This window comes from Dankookia sp. P2, assembly GCF_050632255.1.
GTDB lineage: Bacteria > Pseudomonadota > Alphaproteobacteria > Acetobacterales > Acetobacteraceae > Paracraurococcus.
Genome location: NZ_CP192581.1, coordinates 3,547,248 through 3,569,618 on the forward strand (window position 1 = coordinate 3,547,248; position 22,371 = coordinate 3,569,618).

The window sequence follows — 22,371 nt, forward strand, 5'->3', positions numbered from 1 at the left end:
TGAGTTTTCAGGCCTAGGCCTGCTCCAGCCGCTCCGTCACCTTCGGCGGCGACATCGGCAGCGCATAGAAGCGCTTGCCGAGCGCGTCGTAGACGGCGTTCGAGATCGCCGCGAGCGGCGGCACGATCGGCGCCTCGCCCACGCCGCGCACGCCCTGCGGGTGCTTCGGGTTCGGGATCTCCAGCATGACAGCCTCGATCATCGGGACGTCGGAGCAGACCGGCATCCGGTAGTCGAGGAAGCCGGCGTTATCGAGCCGGCCCTGCTTGTCGTAGAGGTATTCCTCCGATAGCGCCCAGCCGATGCCCTGGACGACGCCTCCCTGGATCTGGCCCTCGACATAGCTCGGGTGCAGGGCGCGCCCCACATCCTGCGCCGCGGTGTAGCGCAGCACCCGGACAATGCCGAGATCGACGTCCACTTCCACGTCCACCACATGCGTGGCGAAGCCCGGATCGGCGCCGGTGGTGTTGAGCTGCACGCCGGCGCCAATCGGCCCGCCGGTGTCGCTCGCCTTGGCGGCGAGGTCGGCGAGGGTCAGCGGCGGGAACTGCCCGGCATTCGGGCCGGCCGGCCGCGCCTCGCCATTCTCCCAGTTCACCGCCTCGGGGTCGATCTTCCAGATCTTCGCCGCCCGCTCCTTCAACTGGCCGATCACCTTCTCGGCCGACTGCGTCACCACCATGGCGGAGGCGAAGGTCACGCGGCTGCCGCCCGTCAGGTTGCTGTAGCCGATGCTGGCGGTGTCGCCGATCAGCACCGAGACGCGACTGTGGTCGACGCCCAGCAGCTCCGCCGCCACATTGGCGATCGAGGCGCGCGATCCCCCGACATCCGGGTGGCCCGTGGTCACAACCACGTTGCCGTCCTCGGTGATGTTGACCTGCGCCGAGGATTCACCGCCGGCATTGTACCAGAAGCCGGAAGCCACGCCGCGGCCACGCTTCACGCCGGGACGCGGGTTGCGGTCGAGCGGCGCCTTATAGTGTTCGTGGTTCTGGATCGCCTCGATCGTTTCCTCGAAGGTCACCTTGCCGAAGGTGGCGCCGTAGGCCGCCTTGGTGCCGGGGCCGGCGGTGTTCTTCAGCCGGATCTCCAGCCGGTCCATGCCCAGCTTCTCCGCGATCTCGTCGATCACGCATTCGGTCGCATAGGCGCCCAGCGGCGCACCCGGCGCGCGATAGGCGGCGACCTTGGAGCGGTTGGAGACGACGTCGTAGCCGACCGAGAGCACATGCGGGATGTCGTAGGGCGCGAAGGAACACCCCACCGGCCCGCGCAGCGGACCGCCCGGCAGGCAGCCGGCCTGGATGTAGAAGTCGCCCTTGGCGGCAACGAAGGTGCCGTCCTTCTTCGCACCGATCTTGACCGTGCTGAAGGAGCCGGAGGTCGGGCCGGTCGCCCGCATCACCTCCTCCCGAGTCATCACCATCTTCACTGGGCGGCCCGACTTCTTCGACAGCAGCAGGGCCACCGGCTCGAGGTAGATGATGGTCTTGGCGCCGAAGCCGCCGCCGATCTCGGCCGGGATCGCCCGGATGTTGCTCTGCGGCACGCCGGTCAGCAGGGAGGTCATGGCGCGGACCATGAACTGACCCTGGCTGCTGCTCCAGATCGTCGCCTTGCCGTCCGCCGAATAGCTGACGGTGCAGGCCTGCGGCTCGATATAGCCCTGGTGGATGGGCCGGGTGCGGAAGGTCCGCTCGACGATGATGTCGGCCTCGGCGAAGCCGGCCTCCACGTCGCCGAGCTTCGCCGTCATGGTGCCGGCGATATTGGAGGGCTTGCCCTCGAACTTGGCGAAGTCATGCAGGATCGGCGCGTTCGGCTTGATCGCGTCCTCGATCTCGATGACATGCGGCAGCACCTCGTAGTCCACCGCGATCAGCGCGCAGGCGGCGGCGGCCACCTCCTCATTGATCGCCGCCACCGCGGCGACGGGGTGGCCGTGGAACAGCGCCTTCTCCCGCGCCATCACGTTGCGGCACATCCAACGCATGTCCTGGATGCCGAGCATGACGGAGGTCTCGAGCGGGAAGTCGACGATGTCCTTCGCCGTGACCACCGCCTTCACGCCCGGCAGGGCTTCCGCCTTCGACGTGTCGATCGAGCGGATGCGGGCATGCGCATGCGGGCTGCGCAGCACCTTGCCCCAGATCATCCCGGGCATGGTGTTGTCGGCGGCATAGGTCGCGCGCCCCGTCACCTTGTCCGCGCCGTCAGGCCGGACGGTGCGGGTGCCGATCCACTTGTTGTCCTCGACCCGGAGCTTGTCGGAGATGATGTTCATCAGACGGTCTCCCGCATTTCGGCGGCGGTCTCGAGCACCGCGCGGACGATCTTGTCGTAGCCCGTGCAGCGGCACAGGTTGCCGGCCAGGCCGAAGCGCACCTCGGTCTCGGTCGGGTTCGGGTTCTTCTCCAGCAGGGCGCGGGCGGAGATCAGCACGCCCGGCGTGCAGATGCCGCACTGGAGTGCCGCCATCTCCAGGAACTTGCGCTGCAGCGGGTGCAGCGTCTCGCCCCGGGCCATGCCCTCGATGGTGCCGATCTCACGCCCCTCGGCCTCGACCGCGAGCACCAGGCAGGAGCAGACCAGCCGGCCGTCGACGGTGACGCTGCAGGCGCCGCAATCGCCGGTGCCGCAGCCTTCCTTGGTGCCGGTCAGGCCCAGCGTGTTGCGCAGCACGTCGAGCAGGCTGCTGCCTGGATCGGCCAGGAATCCCACCGGCTCGCCGTTGATGCTGGTGGTGATATGGGTCTTGGCCATGGGTTCAGTTCCCCCGCGCGGGCCGCCGCGATCGCCACGGTGCGCTTCAGCAGCACGCCGGCGACCTTGGTGCGATAGGCGATGGTGCCGCGCTTGTCGTTGATGGGGATTGCAGGCGGCGCGGCAGGCGGCGGCGGCGGCTTCCAGCGCCGCATCGTCCAGCCGGCTGCCGATCAGCGCCTTCGCCGCGTCCTCGACCAGCAGCACGGTCGGCGCCACGGCGCCGAGGCCGACCCGGGCGGCGGTGACGACGCCGCCCTGCAGGGTCAGGCTGACGCCGAGGCCGACGACGGCGATGTCCATCTCGGTGCGCGGGATCATCCGCAGATAGGCGTCCGACGAACCGGCGGGACGCGGCGGCAGGGTGAAGCTGACGACGATCTCGCCCGGCTTCAGGTTGGTGCGGCCCGGCCCGGCCGGCACCGCTTCCACCGGCATGCTCCGCCGCCCCTCCGGGCCCTGCACCGTGACGACGGCGCCGGCCGCGACCATCGCCGGCACGCTGTCCCCGGCCGGCGAGCCGTTGCAGAGATTGCCGCCCGGCGAGGCGCGGCCCTGCACCTGCTTCGAGCCGATGAGGTTGATCGCCTCCAGCACCCCGGCCAGGCTTTGCCGAAGCGCTTGTGCTCGGCGAGCGACGCGCCGGAGACGGCGGCGCCGATGCGGAAGCCGCCATCGGCGGTCTCCGCGATCTCGGTCATCTCGGCGATCTTCTTGATGTCGACGATGAGGCCCGGCTTCACCGTGCCGGCGCGCATTTGCACCAGCAGGTCGGTGCCGCCGGCCAGGATGCGGGCGGCGCCCTGGGCCGCGGCGAAGGCGCCCACCGCCTCCTCCAGCGTCTGCGGCGCGAGATATCGGATGTCGGTCATTCTCGTTCCCGTGATCGTTTCCGGTCCCCGGTGCGACACGCCTCGGCGGGTTGCCGCCCTGGTCAGGTGCGGGCTTGCAACGAGGCTACGCCGGGAAGCCGGACCGGCATAGCCCCTCTCGATAGCCGGCTATCCGGGACCCGCTATCCGGGCTTGGCGCCGGACCGGGCGATGAGGCCGGCGACGCGCGGGACTTCCTCGGCCAGGAAGGCGCGCAGCTTCGCCGTGCCCATCCGCGGCCAGAGAACGGTCGCGGTGCCGTCGAAGCATCCCTGCACGCGCGGGTCGCCCATCGCCTCACGTAGCGCGATGGCGAGGCGGGCGACGGCCTCGGGCGGGGTGCGGGCCGGCACGAAGAGCCCGGCCCAGGGCACCGCCTCGGCGCCGGGCAGGCCGGCCTCGGCCACGGTCGGCACCTCCGGCGCCAGCCGCACCCGGGCGGCATCGGTCACCGCGAGCGCCCGCAGCCGGCCTTCGCGGACATGCGCCAGGCTGGTCAGCGGATAGTCCCACATGACGTCGACCCGGCCGCCGATGACGTCGTTCAGCCCCTGCGTGCCGTTGGCATAGGGTGCGTGGATCATGCGGATGCCGGTCGCCTGCATCAGCGTCTCCGCCGCCAAGTGCGGCGAGGTGCCGACGCCGACCGAGGCATAGGTCAGCCCCTCCGGTCGCGCCCTCGCCGCGGCGACGAGGTCCTGCAGGCTGCGCCAGGGCCGGCCCGTCCCGCTGACGATGAGATGCGGCGAGGCACCGAGCCCATGCACCGGCGCGAGCGTCGCGCTGCGGGTCGTAGCGCAGGGCGGGGAACATGGCCGGCGCCGCGGCCATCGGACCCTGGCTGCCGTAGAGCATGGTGTAGCCGTCCGGCGCGGCCCGCGCGACCGCCTCCGCCCCGATGGTGCCGCCGGCGCCGGGCCGGTTCTCCACCACCACGGTCTGGCCGAGGCTGCTGCCCATGCGCTGGGCCAGGGTGCGGGCGCTGGTATCGGTGATGCCGCCGGCGGCGAAGGGGACGATCCAAGTGATGGAATGGGTGGGGAAGGCCTGCGCGGCGGCGAGGCCGGGCAGCAGCGCCGGTGCGGCCAGCAGGGCGCGGCGGGTGGGGCGGAACATGGCGTGGCCTCCCGGTTTTCCCGAAGCCTAGCGAGCCGCAGCGGCGGCGGCGAGCGGATTGACAGCCTGCCGGCGGGCCGCAGACTCGCGGCCAAAGGGCAGGAAACAGGCGATGCACCGGATCACCCGCCGCGGGCTGCTGGCCTCCGCGCTTGCCCTGCCGGCCCTGGCGCAGGCGGCCTGGCCGGACCGCCCGGTGCGGCTCGTCGTGCCCTTCCGCCCGGCGGGTCGAACGACATCGTCCGCGCGGCTGCTGGCCGAGGCGTTGCAGGAGCGGCTGGGCCAGCCCTTCCCGGTGGAGAACCGCGGCGGTGCCGGAGGCAATATCGGTGCCGATGCGGTCGCCAAGGCGGCGCCGGACGGCCACACCCTGCTGCTCGCCGCGCCCGGCCCCTTCGCCATCAACGAGCACCTGTATCGAAGCATGCCCTTCGACCCCGCGCGCGACCTGGTGCCGGTGGCGCTGGTCGCCGCCGTGCCGATCGTGCTGGTGGTGCCGGCGGACAGCCCGGCGCGCAGCCTGGCCGAACTGATTGCCCTGGCGCGGCGCGAGCCGGGGAAGCTCGCCTTCGGCTCCTCCTCGATCGGCGGCACCAACCACCTGGCGGGGAGCTGCTGAAGAGCAGCGCCGGGATCGAGATCACCCACGTGCCCTATCGCGGCGCGGCGCCGGCGATGACCGACCTTATCGCCGGGCGGCTGCAGCTCTATTTCGACAACATGCCCGGCGTGCTGCCGCAGCTGCGCGACGGCCGTATCCGCGCCCTGGCGGTGGCGGGCGCCACCCGCGCCGCGGCGCTGCCGGAGCTGCCGACCATGGCCGAGTCCGGGCTGCCGGGCTTCGAGGCGTCGTCCTGGTTCGGCCTGGCCGCGCCCGGCGGCACGCCGCCCGATCCTGGTCGCGCGCATCGCCGCGGCGGTGCAGGCGGCGCTGGCGGAGCCGGCTTGCGCACGAAGCTGGCCGCCGCCGGCGCCGAGCCGGGCGCGCTGGATGCCGCGGGCTTCGCCAGTTTCGTCGCCGCGGAGCGGGCGCGCTGGGGGAGGGTGGTTCAGGCCTCCGGCGCGCGGGCCGAGTAGACGGCAGTTTCGAACCGGGCGAAGAGATCCAGCACCGCGGCATCGGCGAAGGGCAGGATCTGCGTCATCAGCAGCCCGGCGAGGCCGCTGCGCGGGTCCACCCAGAACCAGGTATTGCCGAGCCCGGCCCAGGCCAGGCTGCCGGCGGTACGGCGGCCCGGCACGTCCTCCCCGTTGATCAGGAAGCCGAGGCCCCATTTGCAGGCCATGCCGGGGAAGGGGTCGCAGTCGTTGAGACATGGCCGGCATGGCGCTGCGCAGCGGGCGGAAGTTCAGCGCGCCGATCTGGTTGCGGCCCATCTCCGCCACCGTCTCCGGCCGCAGGATCTCCGCGCCGTCGAGCGTGCCCTGGTTCAGCAGCATGCGCAGGAAGCGGATGTAGTCCGGCCCGGTCGAGAGCAGCCCGCCCCCGCCGCCGTAGAGATCTCCGGGTTCTCCGGCAGGGCGAAGTCGATCGGCGTCAGCCTGCCATCCGCGGCGCGCTGGTGGACGCGGGCGCGGCGCGCGTGCTGCGACGGGCCGGGGATGAAGCCGCTGTCCTGCATGCCCAGCGGCGCCAGGATGCGGTCGCGGACATAGTGTTCCAGCCGCTGGCCGCTGGCGGCTTCCACCGCCTGGCCGACCCAGTCGGTGGCGATGCTGTATTCCCAGCGCTCGCCGGGGTCGAAGACCAGCGGCGCGCGCAGCGATTCCAGCTTGCCGCTGCGGGGCGCGACCAGGCCGGTGGCCGCCATGTAGCGGCCCATCTCCGGATTCCAGGTGTTGTAGGTGAAGCCGGCGGTATGGGTCAGCAGCCGCCGCAGCGTGATCGGCTGCCGTGCCGGCCGCAGCCGCGGCGTGTTATCCGGCGCGAAGCCTTCCAGCACCTGCGGCGCGGACAGATGCGGCAGCAGCCCGCCGAGCGGCGCGTCGAGCTCGAGCCGCTGCTCCTCCACCAGCTGCATCGCGGCAACCGAGGTGATCGCCTTGGTCATCGAGGCGATCCAGAAGACCGTGTCCGGCGTCATCGGCGCATCCGCGCCGAGGTCGCGCCGGCCGAAGGCGCCCTGGTAGAGCGTGCCGGCCCGGTCGGCGGCCAGCGCCACCACGCCGGGGACCGCGCCTGCGTCCACCGCCCCGCGCAGGACGGCATCGATATCCGGCATCAGGAGAGCGCCAGGTCGCGGTAGCCTTCCGCGGCCACCCGGTCGCACCAGGCGCGGTAGTCCGGCGCGCTGCCGCTGTAGCGGGCGATGATCCGGGTCTCCTTGCCTTCGACGTTGCGGTTCACGCCGGTCATCCAGCTATCGACCTCGTTGGTCAGCAGGCCGGCGCCGATCTGCTTCACGTGTTCCGTCCAGGCGGCGACCGCCGCGGCGCTGGCTTCCGCCCGGGTCAGGCCGCGGGCCTGCATGTGGCGCAGCAGGGCCGAAACCCATTCGACGTTGTACTCGATGCTGCGCGGGATGTTGCCGAGCGCGGTATGCGGCCCGAGCAGCATGAACATGTTGGGGAAGTCCTCCACCAGCATGCCCAGCATGGTCTGCGCGCCGTGGGCCCATTTCTGCTTCAGCGGCAGCCCGCCCTCGCCGCGGATGTCGATGCGGTCGAAGGCGCCGGTCAGCGCGTCGAAGCCGGTGGCGTAGATGATGATGTCCGAACTCGTACTCGGCGTCGGTCGTCTTGATGCCCGTCGGCGTGATCGCCTGGATCGGCGTCGCCTTGCTGTCCACCAGCAGTACGTTCGGCTGGTTGTAGACCTCGTAGTACCTGGTCTCGAGCGGCACGCGCCGGGTGCCGAAGCCGTGGTTCCTGGGGATCAGCATCTCCGCCACCTCCGGGTCCTTGACCCGCTGGCGGATCTTGTTGGCGACGAAGTCCGAGATCTCCTTGTTCGCGGCCCGGTCGGTCAGCATGTCCTTGAAATTGCCGACCCAGATGCCGAAGCCGGGGAGGCGTAGAGCTTCTCGTAGAAGGCTTCGCGCTCCTCCTTCGTCACCTCGAAGGTGCCGCGCGGGTCCGGCGTGTGCATGAAGCAGGAGAAGGTCTCCTGGCAGAGGCGGAAGATCTCGGGGTAGCTGGCCTTGATTTGCGCCTGCTCCTCCTCGGTGATCTTGCGGTTGTGCAGCGGCGCGCACCAGTTGGGCGTGCGCTGGAAGACCGTGAGGTGCCCCGCCGTCTTCGCCACTTCCTGGATGGTCTGCACGCCGGTCGCGCCGGTGCCGATGACCGCCACGCGCTTGCCGGCGAAGTCCACCGGCTCGTGCGGCCAGCGGGCGGTGTGGAAGGACAGGCCCTTGAAATTGTCCATCCCCTCGAAGCGCGGCAGGGTCGGCGCCGAGAGCACGCCGATCGCGGTGATCAGGTAGCGGGAGACGTGCCGGCTGCCATCCTCCAGCGTCACCGCCCAGGCGCGCGAGGCCTCGTCCCAATGCGCCGCGGCGACGCGGCTTTTGAACTGGATGTCGCGGCGCAGGTCGAATTTGTCGGCAACCAGGTTCAGGTAGCGCAGCGTCTCCGGCTGCGGCGCGAAATGCTCCGACCAGCTCCATTCCTCCAGCAGCTCCTTCGAGAAGGAGAAGCCGTAGGAATAGCTTTCGGAATCGAAGCGGGCGCCGGGGTAGCGGTTCCAGTACCAGGTGCCGCCGACGCCGGTGCCGGCTTCGAAGACCCGCACCTTCATTCCCATCTCGCGCAGGCGCAGCAGCTGGAACAAGCCCGACATGCCGGCGCCTATGACGATGGCGTCGAAGTCCAGGGTCTGGCCGGCTTCGGCCGATGCTTCCAGCGAGGCGGACATCTCTCGTCGCTCCTGCATGCCATGGCGGAGGGGACGCGCCCCCGTCGATCTCGTTTCCCCGGACCGGGGCATGCGGCACCGGTCCCGGCGGGGAGGTTAGACCCCCATCCGGCGCTTCTGCAATTTTTCGCCCCGATTGGACTCGGCGCGGCTGGCGCACCTAGCATACGCCGATGCCCATCCCCTCCGCCCCACCCACCACCAGCCGGGCCTGGCTGATCCTGGGCAGTGCCTTCCTGGCCTTCACGGTCGGCGCCAGCGTGATGCACTCCTACACCGTCTTCCTGCTGGCCTTCGTCGCGGATTTCGGCTGGTCGCGGGCGGAGAGCTCGCTGGCCTATTCGGTCGGGCAGCTGGTCGGCGGCTTCAGCTTGCCCTTCGTCGGCAACCTGGTGGACCGCCTGGGGACACGGCGGATGGTGCTGCTGGGCGCCACCCTGCTCGTCATCGGCCTGATCGGCAGCGCCCATGCGGAGGCGCTCTGGCAGGTGGTGCTGCTGTACGGCGTGGTGATGACCTTCGGGGCGAATTGCGTCGGCCTGCTGGTCTTCGTGCCGCTGGCGTCGCGCCTTTTCGCCAACCGGCGCGGCATGGCGATCTCGGTCCTGCAATCGGCCAATGGCTTCGGCCGCGCCGCCTCCGCCCCCGCCAGCCAGATGCTGATCGCCGGGATCGGCTGGCGCGGCGCCTACCTGGTGGCCGCCGCCGTCGCCGCCGCGGTGCTGCTGCCGCTGGCCTTCTTCTTCGACCGCCGCGGCGGGGCCGGGCGGGCCGCCCCGGCGACGGTGGCGGGGGAACGCCACTGGACCCTGGCCGAGGCGATCCGCACGCCGCATTCTGGCTGCTCTTCTTCGTCTACATGTGCACCAGCATCGGCAGTTTCCTGGTGTCGCTGCACCAGATCGCCTTCGCGGTCGATGTCGGCTTCGACCCGCTCTATGCCGCCAGCGTGCTGGGCATGGGCGCCTTCCTGGCGATGCCGGGGGTGATCGCGACGGGGACGCTGTCCGACTATATCGGCCGCGAATACTCGGCGCTGCTGGCCTATGGCATCTCGATCGTCGGGGTGTTCTGCGCGCTGGCGATCACCGGGCCGGGCGACCACCTGCTGCTCTGGCTGCATGCCTGCTTCTTCGGGCTCACATGGGGCGCGCGCGGCCCGGCGATCACCGCGAAGACCGCGGATATCTTCCCCGGGCCGCGGCTCGGCACCATCCTCGGCGTCATCACCATCGGCTCGGGCCTCGGTGCCGCCATCGGCTCCTGGGCCGCGGGCTTCATCTTCGACGTCTCCGGCAGCTACCGCGTCGCCTTCATCGGCTCCATCCTCGCCTATGCCGCCGGGTCCATCGCCTTCTACGCCCTGCGGAAGCCGCCGCGCCCCCGGTAGCCGTGCGGACGGGCCGGGGATAGGGTTCCTGCAAGAACGAGGACCGTCCGATGCCCGACCCCACCCGCCTGCTGCTCTGGACCGATACGCCCGGTCCCTACGAGGCCGCCATTGCCGCCGCCGGACTTGCGCCACGCGTCCGCATCGATGCCCTGTCGCGCAAGGCGATGCCGAGCGAGGAGCAACTGGCCGGGACCGAGGCGCTGCTCGGCTGGGGCGTGCCGGCCGGGGTGCTGCCGCGCATGCCGAAGCTGCGCTGGGCGCAATCCCTGACCGCCGGGGTCGAGGGCTGGCTGGCGCTGCCCGACCTGCCGCCGGACCTGGTCCTGACCTGCGCCCGCGGCACCCACGGGGAGTCGATGCCGGAGAACATCCTCGGCGCGCTCTTCCACATCGCCAAGCCCTATGCCGCCATCGCCGAGGACCAGAAGGCCAGCCGCTGGACCCGCCGCGTGGCGACGCCGCTGAACGGCAAAACGCTCGGCATCCTCGGCCTCGGCGCCATCGGGCAGGAGGTGGCGCGGCTGGCCGTGGCGCTGCGCATGAACGTCATCGGCACGCGCCGCAATCCGGCGCCGCTGCCGGGGGTGGAGGTCCTGCCGCCCGAGCGCACCGACGAAGTCCTGGCCCGTGCCGACTACCTCCTTCTGCTGCTGCCGGCGACGGGGCAGACCGAGAATTTATCAACGCCGAGCGGCTGGCCCGCATGAAGCAAGGCGCCTGGCTGCTGAATTCCGGCCGCGGCCAGGCGATCGTCGATGCCGACCTGATCGCCGCGGTGCGCGACAGGCATCTGGCCGGCGCGGTGCTGGACGTGTTCCGCGAGGAACCCCTGCCCGCCACCCATCCCTTTTGGACCACGCCGGGCATCCTGGTGGTGCCCCACATGGGCGGCATGCATCCGGAGCGTGACACGGTGGCGGCGCGGCTGCTGGTGGAGAATCTCGGCCGCTTCCTCGACGGCAAGCCGCTGAAGGAAGTGGTGGACCGGACGCTCGGCTACTGATGCGCCTCAACCACGTCGCCAACCGGCTGGCCCCCTGCCACTTCGAGACGGTGGTCGAGATGCTGGTGACGCAGCTCGGCTTCCGCGTGCTGCGGCGGACCGAGCGGTCCATCTGGCTGCGCCAGCCCGGCGCCAATGTGGACGTGCAATCCAGCCGCAGCGAGACGCCGACGCGCGACGCCGACAAGCTGCGCTCGCAAGTCGCCTTCCTCAGCGAGACGCCGCGCGAGGATTTGCAGGGCGCTGGCGGACTGGGCCGCGGCGCATGGCATGGCGGCGAGCGTCGGCGCCTATTCCGGGCGCGAATTCTACCTCGACGTGCCGGAGGCCTTCGTCGACTTCGTCATCGAGGCCATGCGGCCGGAACTGGCCGATTACGGCGCACCGGACTGAAGGAGCCAGCCATGCCATTCCTCGACCGCCCCGACGGCCGCATCCGCTACGAGGTGCATGGCGCGGGCTTCCCCGTCCTGCTCTTCGCACCCGGCGGGCTGCGCTCGCGGCTGGAGATGTGGCCGTCCCCGCCCGGCGGCCCGGCGCGGCCCTGGGTGGACTGGACGCGGGCGTTGCCCGAGGCCGGCTTCACCGCCATCGCCATGGACCAGCGCAATGCCGGGGAGTCCCGCACCGAGATCCACGCCGACCATGGCTGGCATACCTATGCCGCCGACCACCTCGCGCTGATGGACCACCTGGGCTTCCCGCGCTTCCACGTGCTGGGCGGCTGCATCGGCGGCAGCTTCTGCCTGAAGGCGATCGAGGCCGCGCCGGGGCGCGTCGCCTCGGCGGTGCTGCAGAACCCGATCGGCCTCCATCCCGAACACCCCGGCTACTTCCCCGACAGCCATGCCGAATGGAGCCGCGAGCAGCGCGCGCCGCCCGGCCGGAGCTGGAGGAGGCGGCGCTGGCCGGCTTCGGCCGCAACATGTGGGGTGGCGACTTCGTCTTCTGTGTCCCGCGCGACTTCGTCCGCGCCTGCCCGGTGCCGACCATGCTGCTGCCCGGCACCGACATCCCCATCCCGCCGCGACCAGCACGGAGCTCGCCGCGTTGCTGCCGGGCGTCGAGGTGCTGACGGCGTGGCGCGGACCCGAACACCTGGAGCAGCAGCGCAGCCGCGTGGTCGATTTCCTCCGCCGCATGACACCCTGAAATCCGGCTGATACGCTTCCCCGAAACACGGGGGAACGCATGCCGGAACCGGCCGAGGAACTCGACTACATCGTCAGCGGGCCGGCTCGGCCGGCGCCGCTGGTGGCCGCGCGGCTGTCGGAGGATGGCCGGCACCGCGTGCTGCTCCTGGAAGCCGGTCCGCCTGACACCAACCCCTGGATCCACATCCCGCTCGGCTTCGCCCGGACCTATGTGAACCCCAAGGTGAACTGGAAATTCGAGAGCGCGCCGCACGAGAAGCTCGGCGGCCGGACCATGTACGTGCCGCGCGGCAAGACGCTCGGCGGCACCAGCTCGATCAACGGCATGGTCTACATGCGCGGCCATCCACGCGACTATGATGGCTGGCGCCAGCGCGGCTGCACCGGCTGGGACTGGGATTCGGTGCTGCCCTTCTTCCGCCGCGCGGAGAACCAGGCGCGCGGCGAGGACGAGTACCACGGCACCGGCGGCCCGCTGAACGTCTCCGACCAGGCGGAAACCTCGGAACTGGCCGAGGCGATGATCGCCGCCGCCGAGCAGGCCGGCATCCCGCGCAACAAGGATTTCAACGGCGCGCGGCAGGAAGGCGCCGGCTACTACCAGTCCACCACCGGCGGCGCCCGCCGCTGGTCCTCGGCCCGGGCCTATCTGGCGCCGGCGCGCGGGCGGCGGAACCTCACCATCCGCACGCTCTGTCAGGCCACCCGGCTGCTGATCGAGGAGGGCCGCGCGACGGGCATCGAATACGCCTCCCCGCAGGGCCGCCGGCAGGCGCGGGCGCGGCGGGAGGTGATCGTCTCCGGAGGCGCCTATGGCTCGCCGCAGCTCCTGCTGCTCTCGGGCCTCGGCCCGGCGGATCACCTGCAGGCGAACGGCATCGCGGTCCTGCGCGACATGCCGGCGGTGGGCGCCAACCTGCACGACCACTTCGCGCTCTACATGCAGTGGCGCTGCACCAAGCCGATCACCTTCAACGACTTCGAGGCGAGCTGGCCGCGCAAGATCGGCGCCGCCATCCGCTATGCGCTGACCCGCCGCGGCCCGATGGCGGTGAACGGCATCCGCGCCGGGCTGCTGACCCGCACCGACCCGCGCCTGGAACGCCCCGACCTGCAGATCAACCTGCTGGAATGGAGCACGCTGGAACGCTCCGGCACCCGTGTCGTCGCGCACGACTTCCCCGGCTTCACCCTCGGCCCGGTGCATCTCTCGCCCGACGGGCGCGGCACGGTGCGGCTGAACGGGCCGGACCCGCTGGCGCCGCCGGCGATCACCTTCGGCTTCCTCGGCTCGGACTACGACATGCGGGCGATGGTGGCGGGGGCGAAGCTGGCCCGCAGCCTGGTGCGGCAGCCGGCCTTCGCGCCGCTGGTGGCGGAGGAGATCTTCCCCGGCCCCGGCTATGCCAGCGAGGCCGATCTCGAGCGCTTCGTACGGGAATCCGGCCTGACCAACCACCATCCCGCCGGCAGCTGCGCCGTGGGCACCGGCAGCAACAGCGTGGTCGACCCACGGCTGCGGGTGCATGGCATTGCCGGGCTGCGGGTGGCGGATGCGTCGATCATGCCGGCCGTCGTCGCCGGCAACACCAACGCACCCTCCATCATGATCGGCGAGAAGGCCGCGGCGATGATCCTGGAGGACGCCGCCTAGGCCGCTGCGCCTACTCCGCCTCCGTCGCCGTGTTCTGCGCCCGCAACTCCCGCGCGAAGTCGCGCGAGAGCGGCCCGATCGGCGAGCGGTCCGGCACGCAGTGGAAGCTGCCGGCATCGTTCGTGTCGCCCTGGCCGGCATAGCTCGCGCTCTGCGGATAGGCGCAGAGCGGCCGGGTGAAGGCGACCCCTTCGTCTTGTCGTCCTCGACATACTTGGTCGCCAGCACGCGCTTCGGCGCGACGCCCTGCTCCACCCAGCGCTCCAGCTTGGGCAGCATGTCGAAGCTGTTCGGCCCGGGCCCGCCGGCGCAGTGGTAGAAGCCCGGCACCATGAACAGGCGGGCGAAGTCCTGCACCTGGCGCAGCGCCTGGCCCCGTGGCAGCGAATGCCGCCTGGCCTGGTCGCGGATGATCGCGCGGTAGAGGTCGATGCTGAAGCCGGGCGAGATGAACGGGTCGGCCCAGCCATGATACATGATGAGCTTGGCGCCGCGCTGGCGGAAGGGCTCGTAATCTCGGGTTGGTGGCGTTGAGGATTTCGGGCAGCGTCTGCCCGGCATACTGCGTCCCCTCCATTCGGGCGACGTCCTCGCGGAAGTCGAAGCCGCGGAAGTCATGCGTCGGGTCCTTGAAGACCGCGTCGGCGTAGAAGGAGTAGGAGCTGCCGCCCGGCTGCGCCCCGCCCACCAGGAATTGCCGCCAGGCGCTCTCGCTGCCGGGCTGCAGCCCATGCGCGATCACCGCGCCGGTCCTCGGGTCGCGCGGCCCGGCATGGATCAGCCGCACCGCCTCGACCTGCCCGGCCGAGAGGCACTGCGCCGGGTCGTCGCCGGGTTGGCATTGCAGCGTGCCGACATCGAACTTGCAGTCGCGCGGGTCGGTGACGTAGGGCTGGCTGGCCAGGTTGCTGTCCTGCACGGCGCAATGCGCGACCGTCGCCTTGTTCACCAGGTCCAGCACCGGCTGCGGCAGGTCGTAGGCCGGCCCCCGGACCGAGGAGGCGAGGCCGACCCAGACCTCCGAGGTCATCACCCCGGTCCAGTCCTGCGCGCCGTTGCCGGCGATGATGCCGTCGTAATCCTCGGGGTAGCGCTGCGCCTCCATCTCCGCGTGGTGGCCGCCCTGCGAACAGCCGACGAAGTAGGAATAGCGTGGCTTATCGCCGTAATAGGCCTCGACCACCGCCTTCGCCGCCACCGTCGTCACGTGCTGCGCGCGGTAGCCGAAATCCACGACGGCTTCTGGATCTCGCGGAGAAGGTCCAGCTGCTGCCGGTATGGCCGTTGTCATTCGCCATGGTGGCGTAGTGCCGGGACAGCGCATCCGCCATCGCGGCATAGGAAATCGACCCGGCCGAACCGCCCGAGCCCTCGCCGCGGAACTTGCCGTTCCAGCTGCCCGACGGCGGCAGCCAGACCTCGAAATTGATGCTCGATTCCGGCACCGGCTTCGCCGTCGCGGTGACGCGGCAGAAGGGACCAGGCACCACCACCGGCGTGGTGCCGGGGATGGTGTAGCTGTCGACATCCAGCGCCGTGTTGACGGTGATGCCAGGCAGGGCGAGCCCGCCGAGCTCGCCGCAACTGGCCGCCGCGGCGCGGGGTGGCGCCAATGCGGTGCCGGCCAGCAGCAGCGCGGCCGCCGCGCCAAGACGCATCCTGCGTGTCATGGTATCTCCTCCCGCTTCGGTGGCCCGACGGCGGACACGCTGCCAGGCCTGCTTCTTTTTGATGAAGTGGTGAATCAGCGCAGGTATCCCGGCGCCGACCTGGCGGCGGAAAGCCTGTCCGGCGGCATCGACCGACACAGCGCGCCGGGTGGGCGTTCCTCCTCCCTGCGCACATATTCCTTCGTTATTATTGCCTTCGTTACTATCAAAGGGACGGAAAACGGAAATAAATCGCCCCTGGAAACGCTTCTTCGGCACTACTTGCGGATGCTGCTTTGGAATAAGCAGGAGTAAACCATGGCAGCGGCAGCCGCGCTGCCGCAAGATCCTGCGCCAGGCGCACGCGATCGTGCAGGCCCGCCCGCTACCGCCCGCCGCCGAACAGCCGCGCCGCCGCCGCCGTCACCCGCGCCGCATAGGCCTCGTGTCGCTCCGGCGTGCGGGAATGGTAGTTGCCGACTGCGCGCATCAGGTTGCCGTTCTGCTCCCGCAGATGCATCGCCACGATGGCGCCGGCGGCGGCGATGTTGAAGCATGCATCGCCGATCAGCCGCTCCCGCACCGCGGCTTCCGGCAGCCCGGTCAGCTGCGCCACCGGCTGCAGCCAGCGGGTGTTCACCTGCATCGGCCCGAGATCCTCGGAGCCGTCCTGATTGCGGCTTATGGTGCCGACCTGGCCGCCCTCCACCGCCTGGATGGCCGGCAGCACGCGCGGCGGCAGGCCGTAGAAGGCCGACACCGACAGCATGCAGGCGAGCCAGGGGATCGCCACCTCACCGCTCCAGGCTCTCGCGCAGCTTCTGGCGCATCCGCGCGTTCGGATCGACCGAACCGCTCAGCCCCTGCCGCCGCAGCGTGTCCGGCAGCGCCGCCGCATTCGCCAGGCCTTCCCGCATGTCCTCGGTCAGCGACCGCGCGTCGCGCTGGTCGTGCACCACACGCGGGGTGATCAGCACCAGCAGCTCGGTCCGTGCCCTCGTGTTGTTCTGGGTGCCGAGCAGCGCACCGAGTATGGGGATGTCCTTCAGGAAGGGCACGCCCTGGTTGCCGCGCAGATCGCTGTCGCGGATCAGCCCAGCCAGCCCGATCGTCTGGCCGTCCTGCACCACCACGCGCGAGCGCACCGCGCGCTCGAGGAAGGTGGGCGAGTTGATGCCCGAGGTGCTGGGCGCCGCGGTATCGACCTCGCTCACCTCCTGCGAGATGTCGAGCGTGACCAGCCCGCCGCTGCTGACGCGGGGATCACCTCCATGATCACCCCGGTCTCCCGGTAGTCGACGCTGTTCACCACCGGCGCGCCGGCGGCCAGCGTGCTCTGCGCCGACTGGGTCAGGAAGGGCACCAGGCTGCCGACCTGCAGCCGTGCCGGCTCGTTGTCCAGCACCAGCAATTGCGGGGAGGAGAGCACGCGCACCTGCGTTACCTGCTGCAGCAGGTCGATCGCGTATTGCGTGCCGCGGCTGTCGCCCAGCACGAAGCCAGGGAAGGGGTTGGCCAGCACCCGCGCCGGCCCGGCGGCCAGCGTCAGCGCGCCCTGCAGCCCGCCGCCACCGAACAGGAGATTGCGTGCCGTATTTCCAGGTTGTCGTTCAGCGTGACCTCGGCGATCGTCGCGTCGATCCTCACCTGCAGCGGCAGGATGTCGATCCGCCGCAGCATGGCCTGAACCGTCCCGGCCTCCTGCGCCGTGGCATAGACCACCACGGCGTTGTTCTGCGGGTTGGGCAGCACCCGCATGGCCTCTGCCGCACCCTCCCCGCCGCCGGAGAGGCCGCCGCCGAGCCCGCCCAGAAGCGGATTGGCGGCGGATTGCTGCGCCAGCGGCCCGGCCCCGCCCGGCTGCTGCCCCTGGCCGAGCTGCGCCTGGCCGAATTGTCCCGCCCCGGCGCCGACCAGCCCGCCCTGGCCGAGCCCCACCGCGCCGCCCGAGCGGCCACCGCCCAGCCCGCCGGCACTGCCCGACCGCCCGGCGCCGATGCCGCCGCCGCCGAAGCCGCCGCCCGCGCTCAAGGTCCGCTGGCCGAGGCCCGGCGCGGTGCCGCCCGGCGCGGTCGGCTGGGCCGTGACGTTGTCCGGCGTGAAGGCCTGCTGCAGCAGGTAGGCCACGTCGTTGCTGCGGCCGTTCTGCAGGTAGAAGACATGCCAGGACCGCACGGTGCGGCGCCGCGCAGTCTCGACCAGGCCGAAGATCCGTCGGGCGCTGTCGATCAGCTGCGGCTGCGCCGCCGTCACCAGCACGGCATTGATCCGGGTCATCGGCACCACCCGGATCTGCGCCGCCATGGCCCCGCCCTGCTGCGCCCGTAGCGCCTCCTGCAAGGCCGTTGCCATGTCGCGCGCATCGCCGGAGGGGATCGGCAGCAGCGCGTAGGACTGATTGGCCAGCACGTCGACGTCGAAGCTGGTGGCGAGCTGCGCCAGTGCCTCCCGCGCCTGTGGGTCGCCGCCGAGGATCAGCGCGTTGCGGCCAGGATCGGCGGCGACGCGGCCGCCCGGCCCGGCGAAGGGCGCCAGCACCTTGGCCAGTTCCTCGGCCGAGGCATAGCGCAGCGCCAGCACGCGGTTGCCGGCGCCGGTCAGGGCCTCCGCCCCGGCAACGCCCGAGGCGGCGGCCGCCGCGGCCTGCGGCAGCACGCGGTAGAGCCCGCCGGCCTCGATCACCGCGGCGCCGCTCTGCGCCAGCAGCGCCTGCAGCGTCGGCAGCAGCTGCGCCCGGGTCAGCGGAACCGCGGTCCTCAGGGTGACCGTCCCGCGCACCGCCGGATCGATCGCGTAGTTCACCCGCAGCATGCCGCCGAGCACCTGCGCCACAACCTCCCGGATGTCGGTGTCGGCGAAGTCGAGCGAATACTCGCCGCCTTGCCGCGCCGTGCCGCCGGCCGGCCCCGGCAGGGTGGAGGGCAGCGCCAAGTTGGTCGCCACCGCCGGCGCCGGCAGAGGCGCGTCGATCCGCCCGCTGATGCGGGGGAGGCGATGGCGCTGGCGCCGCTGACCGGCGGCAGCGGCTGCACCACCGGCTTCTCCGGCGGCGGCACGCAGGCGGTGGCCAGCAGCACGAGGCCGAGCGCGAGCCGCCTCACCGGCCCGGCACCCCGGGGAAGCCACGCGGCAGCTGCACCGGCGTGCCGCCGGGCGCCGCGGCCGGCACCACCCCGGCAGTCCGGCCAGGCCCGCCGCCGCCCGCCGGGCGCTGGTCGAAGCTCGGCCGCAGCACGCGGTCGCCATCCGGTCCCGTGAGCGTCACCTCGCCCGCAAGGATCGCCTTCACCTCGAATCCAGCCAGCCTGTCCCCCACCCGCATCACCTGCGGCTTCGCATTCTCCCCGCCCCGGCGAAGATCGCCGTGGCGCCGCCCGGCGTGACCAGCACGCCGGTCAAGCGCGGCAGCTCCCGCGACGGCGGACCGCCGGCGACCGCGCCGCGCGGCTCCGCCACAGGCCGCCGGTCCTGGGCAAACAGCGGCCGGGCCAGGGCGGTCGCCGCCCATTCGCCGGTGCGGTCGGGCGGCGGCGGGGTCGGGACCTCCGGCGCCGGCCGCCAGCGCGCTGCGGCGGTGGCGGCGGCGCCGCTGGCCACCGCATCACCCTCGATCCCGCGCAGCTCCAGCGCGATGATCCCGGCCAGCGCCGTGCCAACCAGGCCGAGCGCGGCGAAGGCGCTCCGGCTCATCGCGGCGCCTCCGCCCGGAAGCCGAGCACGGTGAAGCTGGCATCGACCGGCCGCGCCCCGGTCCGCAGCAGCAGCGGCGGCGCGCGCAGCTGCAGGTCGTCCACCAGCATGCGCGGCGTGGCGGTGCCGATCGCCTGCAGCAGCCGCACCACGGCGGGCCAGGGCGCGTTGACCGCGACGCGCACGCCGATGCGCCGCCAGGCGCCGGCCGCCTCGCCGGGCAGCGCCTCGGCGCTCGACAACGGCGCGCCGGCTTGGGCCGCCATCTCCTGCAGCCGGCCCTGCAGCGCGGCGGCGGCCAGCGCGTCGCTGCTGCCGTCCAGCACCGCGCCCTCGGCCGGCCGGCCGGGCGCGGCCACCCGCCGGGCCTGGTCGCGCAGCGCCGGCAGCGTTTCGGCCAGCTCGGCCATGCGGCGGGCGACCGCGCGGCGCGCCTGCACCTGCTCGGCACGCAGCGTGTACCAGTCGAGCAGTGGCGCTGCGATGCCGGCCCAGGCGCCGCCGAGCACCGCGAGCGTCAGCCCGACCGCCAGCAGCTGGCCGCGCCGTCCGGTCGGAAGGTCCAGCGTGGCCATCTACATCCTGCAATTCGGCGCGTATGGAGAAGGCGTCGACGGCGCCCTGCTCCGCCCGGGTCACCGGCGCGGCGAAAGCGGCGTCGCCGATCGTGGGATCGGCCGAGAGCAGGCCGATCAGCCGCGCCGCGCCGGCGGACCGCCCGGCCATGCCGAGCCGGCGCTGGCGCAGGGTGAACTCGGTCAGCCAGGTATCGTCGGGCAGGATGTCGGTGATCGCGGCGATCGCCTGCAGCGCGTCGCCGACCCGGGCGCGCTCGGCGGCGAAGGCGTCCTGGCCGCCCTTGGCCTCGGCCATCCGGCGGCGCAGCGCCTCGGCCTCCGCCACGCGCGGGGCAAGCGCCTCGATCCGCCGCCCGGCATCGACGAGCGCCAGGGATTGCAGGGCGAAGGGCAGGGCGATCGCGGCGATGCCGAGGCCGGCGCAGGCGGTGCCGGCCAGCGCCAAGCCACGGCGGCGCCAGGCCTCGCGACGGGGGAGGGCGCGGCGGCCTCGTCCAGCGGGATGGCGCGCGGCGTGCCGTCGGCGGCCGCGGCCTCGAGCCCCGCGGGGGCCAGGCCGGCGCGGCGCAGCGCGGCGAGCGGCGCCTGCAGCGGCGCGCGCGGCAGCAGCGAGAGGCGGAGCCGCAGCGCGTTGCGCGCGGGATCGCGGGCCTCCTGCCGCCAGGACCAGTAGACCTCCTCGGCGGCGAAGGGCGTCAGCCGGTCCAGCTCGTAGCGCAGCACGCCGGCGGGGTCGTGCTGCGCCGCCAGCGGCAGCACCACCGTGCGTTCGAGCAGCGTGCCGGGGGCTGGGCGCAACAGCACGCGTCGCGGCCGGCGGCGCAGCGCGGCGGGCAGGGTCCCGAGCGCCGCGGCATCCAGCGCGAAGCGGCCGAGCGGGGTTTCCCGGCCGCGCCGGCGCTGGGCGAACTCGGCCTCCCTATCCGGGCGGAGCGAGACCAGCAGCGCATCCGGCGGCAGCGTGCCGGCGCGCAGCCGGGCGGGCAGCAGCTCCCGCAGCCTTGCGGTCCACCAGACCAGGAAGGCGCGCAGCATCGTCACGCCCCGGGCCGGGCCGAGGGCCGCGCGGGGACCGGCATTCGTTTCCTCTCCATGTCGTCGGCGCGGTCCCATACTGGGTGCCGGTCCGCCAGCAGCGTCAACGCGATCCGCCATGGTCTCACCCAAGCGTGCACGCCGGCCCGAGGTCCGCGCTATTCCTCGGTCCGCTCGCGCATCGGTGCGACGACGATCTCCGGCCAGCGGCGGGCATCGCCGCGGGCGAAGACCAGACGGATGCGGACGAGGTCCGGCGGCTCCGGCCGCGCCCAGCCGGAGAGCCAGCCGCCGCCCGCCGCAGCAGACCAGTAGCCCAGCTCGATCCGCGCCAGGTTGCGCAGCAGCTCGCTCTCCTCGGGCGGCGGTGGCGGGCCGAACCGGCGGGCATGCAGGTAGGGCGTCCAGCGCAGCACCAACCGCCCGGTCCGGTCGACGCCGAGCGCGACGCTGGCCTGGCGGGTCGGCAGGGCGGCGGTGACCGGCAGTTCGGTGACCGCCTCGAAGCCATGGGCGGTGCCGCGCAGGGCGGGGTTCTGCGGGTCGTCGGTCGGGACGATCTGGGTGACGATCCGGCGCAGCGTGCGGTCGGCGATGTCCAGGTCGCCGCCGCGGCCGAGCAGCCGCGCCTGGCTGTCCCAGGCGGCGAGGCCGAAGCGCAGCCCCTGCGAGAGGCCGAGCATGAGGAAGCCGAGCACGGCGAGCGCGACCAGGATCTCGAGCAGGGTGAAGCCCGCCCGGGAATGCCTCATGGTACAGCACCCAGCCGCTGCGTCTGCAGCCGCACCTCGCGCGGCGTGTTGCCGTCACGCCAGGCGATGCTGACGCTGACGGCGAAGAGCGTGCGGCCGTCGGCGCTCTCCGCCGGCACGATGCGGGTGCGCCAGGCGAAGCCGCCGCCGTCGTCGCCGCGCTGGTCGCCGGCGCGGATCGGCCCCGCTTCCAGCGCCGCCAAGCGCGAACGCGCGCGGGCCAGCGCTTCCTCCGTCCGTCCCGCCGCCTGGGTGGCGTGCAGCCCGCCGAGCGTGCCCTGCAGCAGCGCGGCCAGCGCAAGCGCCAGGATGGCGAAGGCGACCAGCGCTTCCAGCAGGGTGAAGCCGGCGCCGCGGTCAGCGCGCATCGGCCCGGGCCTCGGCCAGGGTGACGCGCCCGCTCAGCCAGTCGACGCCGATCTGCAGCCGGCGATGGCCGTCCGCCAGCTCGATCGTGCCGCCGGTCGAACTGCCGTCGGGGGCGAAGCGGATGGCGCCGAGCCGGTCGCCGAGCGCCTCGGTCTCCGCCACCCGCACTGCGATGAGGATGCCGGGCGGCAGCATGCGGGCCGCCGCGCCGTCCACCGCCCAGGCGCCGCGCCCGGGATCCAGCACGACGCGCACCGGCCTGTTGCGGGCGATGGATTGCGCGCGGGCGAGGCGGAGCGCCTGCGCCATCTCCCCTGCCGCGGCGCGGATCTCGAGCGCTGCGCTGCGCGGCGGCCCGCGCATCGCCAGCAGCCCGAGGCCGAGCGAGAGCACGGCCAGCACCACGATGACCTCGATCAGCGTGAAGCCCGCCGCGCTGCGCCGTCCCTGCCGCATGGCGGCAAGGCTAGGCCCGCGCCGG

The 22,371-nt window shown here is 72.3% G+C and carries 23 protein-coding genes and 8 pseudogenes; 8 read left to right on the top strand and 23 right to left on the bottom strand.

Annotation, left to right across the window (positions count from 1 at the left end; translation table 11 throughout):
* Window positions 1–13 precede the first annotated feature (13 nt).
* From ACQ86J_RS20930 to ACQ86J_RS20950, 5 genes and pseudogenes are all read right to left on the bottom strand, one after another.
* Window positions 14–2,290, bottom strand: a complete 2,277-nt coding sequence (locus tag ACQ86J_RS20930; RefSeq protein WP_431267049.1) for a xanthine dehydrogenase family protein molybdopterin-binding subunit — start codon at window positions 2,288–2,290, stop codon at window positions 14–16.
* Window positions 2,290–3,207 carry a 2Fe-2S iron-sulfur cluster-binding protein gene (locus ACQ86J_RS20935; RefSeq protein ID WP_431272483.1) on the bottom strand — a complete coding sequence of 306 codons (918 nt, stop codon included), beginning with the start codon at window positions 3,205–3,207 and terminating at the stop codon, window positions 2,290–2,292. Before ACQ86J_RS20935 ends, ACQ86J_RS20930 begins: the two co-directional genes overlap by 1 nt.
* Window positions 3,187–3,641, bottom strand: a pseudogene (locus ACQ86J_RS20940) (FAD binding domain-containing protein); the annotation flags it as partial. The gene ACQ86J_RS20935 and the pseudogene ACQ86J_RS20940, both read right to left, overlap by 21 nt.
* Window positions 3,642–3,784: 143 nt before the next feature.
* The gene (locus tag ACQ86J_RS20945) at window positions 3,785–4,408 is read right to left on the bottom strand and encodes a tripartite tricarboxylate transporter substrate binding protein (RefSeq protein WP_431267050.1); all 624 of its coding nucleotides are present in this window, start codon (window positions 4,406–4,408) and stop codon (window positions 3,785–3,787) included.
* Window positions 4,409–4,478: 70 nt separating this feature from the next.
* A pseudogene (locus ACQ86J_RS20950) lies at window positions 4,479–4,577 on the bottom strand (tripartite tricarboxylate transporter substrate-binding protein); the annotation flags it as partial.
* On the opposite strand from ACQ86J_RS20950, the gene ACQ86J_RS20955 reads away from it, so the two are divergent.
* From ACQ86J_RS20955 to ACQ86J_RS20965, 3 genes are all read left to right on the top strand, one after another.
* Complete coding sequence (locus tag ACQ86J_RS20955) at window positions 4,540–4,788, top strand: hypothetical protein (RefSeq protein ID WP_431267051.1); 249 nt, start codon at window positions 4,540–4,542, stop codon at window positions 4,786–4,788. The pseudogene ACQ86J_RS20950 and the gene ACQ86J_RS20955 sit on opposite strands and share 38 nt — an antisense overlap.
* Before the next feature lie 81 nt (window positions 4,789–4,869).
* A complete protein-coding gene (locus ACQ86J_RS20960) occupies window positions 4,870–5,376 on the top strand; it encodes a Bug family tripartite tricarboxylate transporter substrate binding protein (protein WP_431267052.1) in 507 nt (168 codons plus the stop codon).
* 29 nt (window positions 5,377–5,405) lie between these two features.
* Entirely contained in the window at window positions 5,406–5,834 is a 429-nt protein-coding gene (locus ACQ86J_RS20965; protein ID WP_431267053.1) for a tripartite tricarboxylate transporter substrate-binding protein, read from the top strand.
* Here the strand turns inward: ACQ86J_RS20965 and ACQ86J_RS20970 are convergent.
* From ACQ86J_RS20970 to ACQ86J_RS20985, 4 genes are all read right to left on the bottom strand, one after another.
* Entirely contained in the window at window positions 5,807–6,043 is a 237-nt protein-coding gene (locus tag ACQ86J_RS20970; RefSeq protein ID WP_431267054.1) for a hypothetical protein, read from the bottom strand. The genes ACQ86J_RS20965 and ACQ86J_RS20970 overlap by 28 nt on opposite strands.
* 144 nt (window positions 6,044–6,187) lie before the next feature.
* Window positions 6,188–6,979, bottom strand: coding sequence for a serine hydrolase domain-containing protein (locus ACQ86J_RS20975; RefSeq protein ID WP_431267055.1), 792 nt, complete (start codon window positions 6,977–6,979; stop codon window positions 6,188–6,190).
* Window positions 6,979–7,353 (bottom strand): hypothetical protein, encoded by a 375-nt coding sequence (locus tag ACQ86J_RS20980; protein WP_431267056.1) that lies wholly within the window; start codon window positions 7,351–7,353, stop codon window positions 6,979–6,981. The genes ACQ86J_RS20975 and ACQ86J_RS20980 overlap by 1 nt, the downstream gene beginning before the upstream one ends.
* 369 nt (window positions 7,354–7,722) lie before the next feature.
* Window positions 7,723–8,613, bottom strand: coding sequence for a flavin-containing monooxygenase (locus ACQ86J_RS20985; RefSeq protein WP_431267057.1), 891 nt, complete (start codon window positions 8,611–8,613; stop codon window positions 7,723–7,725).
* 263 nt (window positions 8,614–8,876) lie between these two features.
* On the opposite strand from ACQ86J_RS20985, the pseudogene ACQ86J_RS20990 reads away from it, so the two are divergent.
* The 4 genes and pseudogenes from ACQ86J_RS20990 to ACQ86J_RS21005 all read left to right on the top strand — a co-directional run bounded on the left by ACQ86J_RS20990 (window position 8,877) and on the right by ACQ86J_RS21005 (window position 13,817).
* Window positions 8,877–10,003, top strand: a pseudogene (locus ACQ86J_RS20990) (MFS transporter).
* A 359-nt stretch (window positions 10,004–10,362) separates the two neighbouring features.
* Window positions 10,363–11,009: pseudogene (locus ACQ86J_RS20995) on the top strand (NAD(P)-dependent oxidoreductase).
* Complete coding sequence (locus ACQ86J_RS21000; RefSeq protein WP_431267058.1) at window positions 11,009–12,172, top strand: alpha/beta fold hydrolase; 1,164 nt, start codon at window positions 11,009–11,011, stop codon at window positions 12,170–12,172. Before ACQ86J_RS20995 ends, ACQ86J_RS21000 begins: the two are co-directional and overlap by 1 nt.
* A 28-nt stretch (window positions 12,173–12,200) precedes the next feature.
* A complete protein-coding gene (locus tag ACQ86J_RS21005; protein ID WP_431267059.1) occupies window positions 12,201–13,817 on the top strand; it encodes a GMC family oxidoreductase in 1,617 nt (538 codons plus the stop codon).
* Between the two features lie 246 nt (window positions 13,818–14,063).
* Here the strand turns inward: ACQ86J_RS21005 and ACQ86J_RS21010 are convergent.
* The 3 genes and pseudogenes from ACQ86J_RS21010 to ACQ86J_RS21020 form a co-directional block, all read right to left on the bottom strand.
* Window positions 14,064–14,549 (bottom strand): annotated as a pseudogene (locus ACQ86J_RS21010) (tannase/feruloyl esterase family alpha/beta hydrolase); the annotation flags it as partial.
* Between the two features lie 22 nt (window positions 14,550–14,571).
* Window positions 14,572–15,051, bottom strand: a pseudogene (locus ACQ86J_RS21015) (tannase/feruloyl esterase family alpha/beta hydrolase); the annotation flags it as partial.
* Window positions 14,975–15,487 (bottom strand): tannase/feruloyl esterase family alpha/beta hydrolase, encoded by a 513-nt coding sequence (locus ACQ86J_RS21020; protein WP_431267060.1) that lies wholly within the window; start codon window positions 15,485–15,487, stop codon window positions 14,975–14,977. The gene ACQ86J_RS21020 and the pseudogene ACQ86J_RS21015, both read right to left, overlap by 77 nt.
* Window positions 15,488–15,556: 69 nt before the next feature.
* Here ACQ86J_RS21020 and ACQ86J_RS21025 point away from each other — a divergent pair, with 69 nt between their 5' ends.
* Window positions 15,557–15,781 (top strand): hypothetical protein, encoded by a 225-nt coding sequence (locus tag ACQ86J_RS21025; protein ID WP_431267061.1) that lies wholly within the window; start codon window positions 15,557–15,559, stop codon window positions 15,779–15,781.
* 70 nt (window positions 15,782–15,851) lie between these two features.
* On the opposite strand, the gene ACQ86J_RS21030 is transcribed toward ACQ86J_RS21025, so the two are convergent.
* The 11 genes and pseudogenes from ACQ86J_RS21030 to ACQ86J_RS21080 form a co-directional block, all read right to left on the bottom strand.
* Window positions 15,852–16,259, bottom strand: a complete 408-nt coding sequence (locus ACQ86J_RS21030; RefSeq protein WP_431267062.1) for a lytic transglycosylase domain-containing protein — start codon at window positions 16,257–16,259, stop codon at window positions 15,852–15,854.
* Between the two features lies 1 nt (window position 16,260).
* A pseudogene (locus tag ACQ86J_RS21035) lies at window positions 16,261–16,988 on the bottom strand (type II secretion system protein GspD).
* A 23-nt stretch (window positions 16,989–17,011) separates the two neighbouring features.
* On the bottom strand, window positions 17,012–18,409 hold the full coding sequence (locus ACQ86J_RS21040; protein ID WP_431267063.1) for a secretin N-terminal domain-containing protein: 1,398 nt from the start codon (window positions 18,407–18,409) through the stop codon (window positions 17,012–17,014).
* 154 nt (window positions 18,410–18,563) lie between these two features.
* Window positions 18,564–18,788, bottom strand: coding sequence for a hypothetical protein (locus ACQ86J_RS21045; RefSeq protein ID WP_431267064.1), 225 nt, complete (start codon window positions 18,786–18,788; stop codon window positions 18,564–18,566).
* Entirely contained in the window at window positions 18,788–19,156 is a 369-nt protein-coding gene (locus tag ACQ86J_RS21050; protein WP_431272728.1) for a hypothetical protein, read from the bottom strand. The genes ACQ86J_RS21045 and ACQ86J_RS21050 overlap by 1 nt, the downstream gene beginning before the upstream one ends.
* Entirely contained in the window at window positions 19,153–19,731 is a 579-nt protein-coding gene (gene gspM, locus ACQ86J_RS21055; RefSeq protein ID WP_431267065.1) for a type II secretion system protein GspM, read from the bottom strand. The genes ACQ86J_RS21050 and gspM overlap by 4 nt, the downstream gene beginning before the upstream one ends.
* Before the next feature lie 73 nt (window positions 19,732–19,804).
* Window positions 19,805–19,966 (bottom strand): annotated as a pseudogene (locus ACQ86J_RS21060) (PilN domain-containing protein); the annotation flags it as partial.
* On the bottom strand, window positions 19,915–20,769 hold the full coding sequence (locus tag ACQ86J_RS21065) for a hypothetical protein (protein WP_431267066.1): 855 nt from the start codon (window positions 20,767–20,769) through the stop codon (window positions 19,915–19,917). The pseudogene ACQ86J_RS21060 and the gene ACQ86J_RS21065, both read right to left, overlap by 52 nt.
* A gap of 158 nt (window positions 20,770–20,927) precedes the next feature.
* Window positions 20,928–21,521, bottom strand: a complete 594-nt coding sequence (locus tag ACQ86J_RS21070; RefSeq protein ID WP_431267067.1) for a PulJ/GspJ family protein — start codon at window positions 21,519–21,521, stop codon at window positions 20,928–20,930.
* Window positions 21,518–21,889, bottom strand: a complete 372-nt coding sequence (locus ACQ86J_RS21075; RefSeq protein WP_431267068.1) for a prepilin-type N-terminal cleavage/methylation domain-containing protein — start codon at window positions 21,887–21,889, stop codon at window positions 21,518–21,520. Before ACQ86J_RS21075 ends, ACQ86J_RS21070 begins: the two co-directional genes overlap by 4 nt.
* Window positions 21,879–22,346 (bottom strand): GspH/FimT family pseudopilin, encoded by a 468-nt coding sequence (locus ACQ86J_RS21080; RefSeq protein ID WP_431267069.1) that lies wholly within the window; start codon window positions 22,344–22,346, stop codon window positions 21,879–21,881. The genes ACQ86J_RS21075 and ACQ86J_RS21080 overlap by 11 nt, the downstream gene beginning before the upstream one ends.
* Window positions 22,347–22,371: the final 25 nt, after the last annotated feature.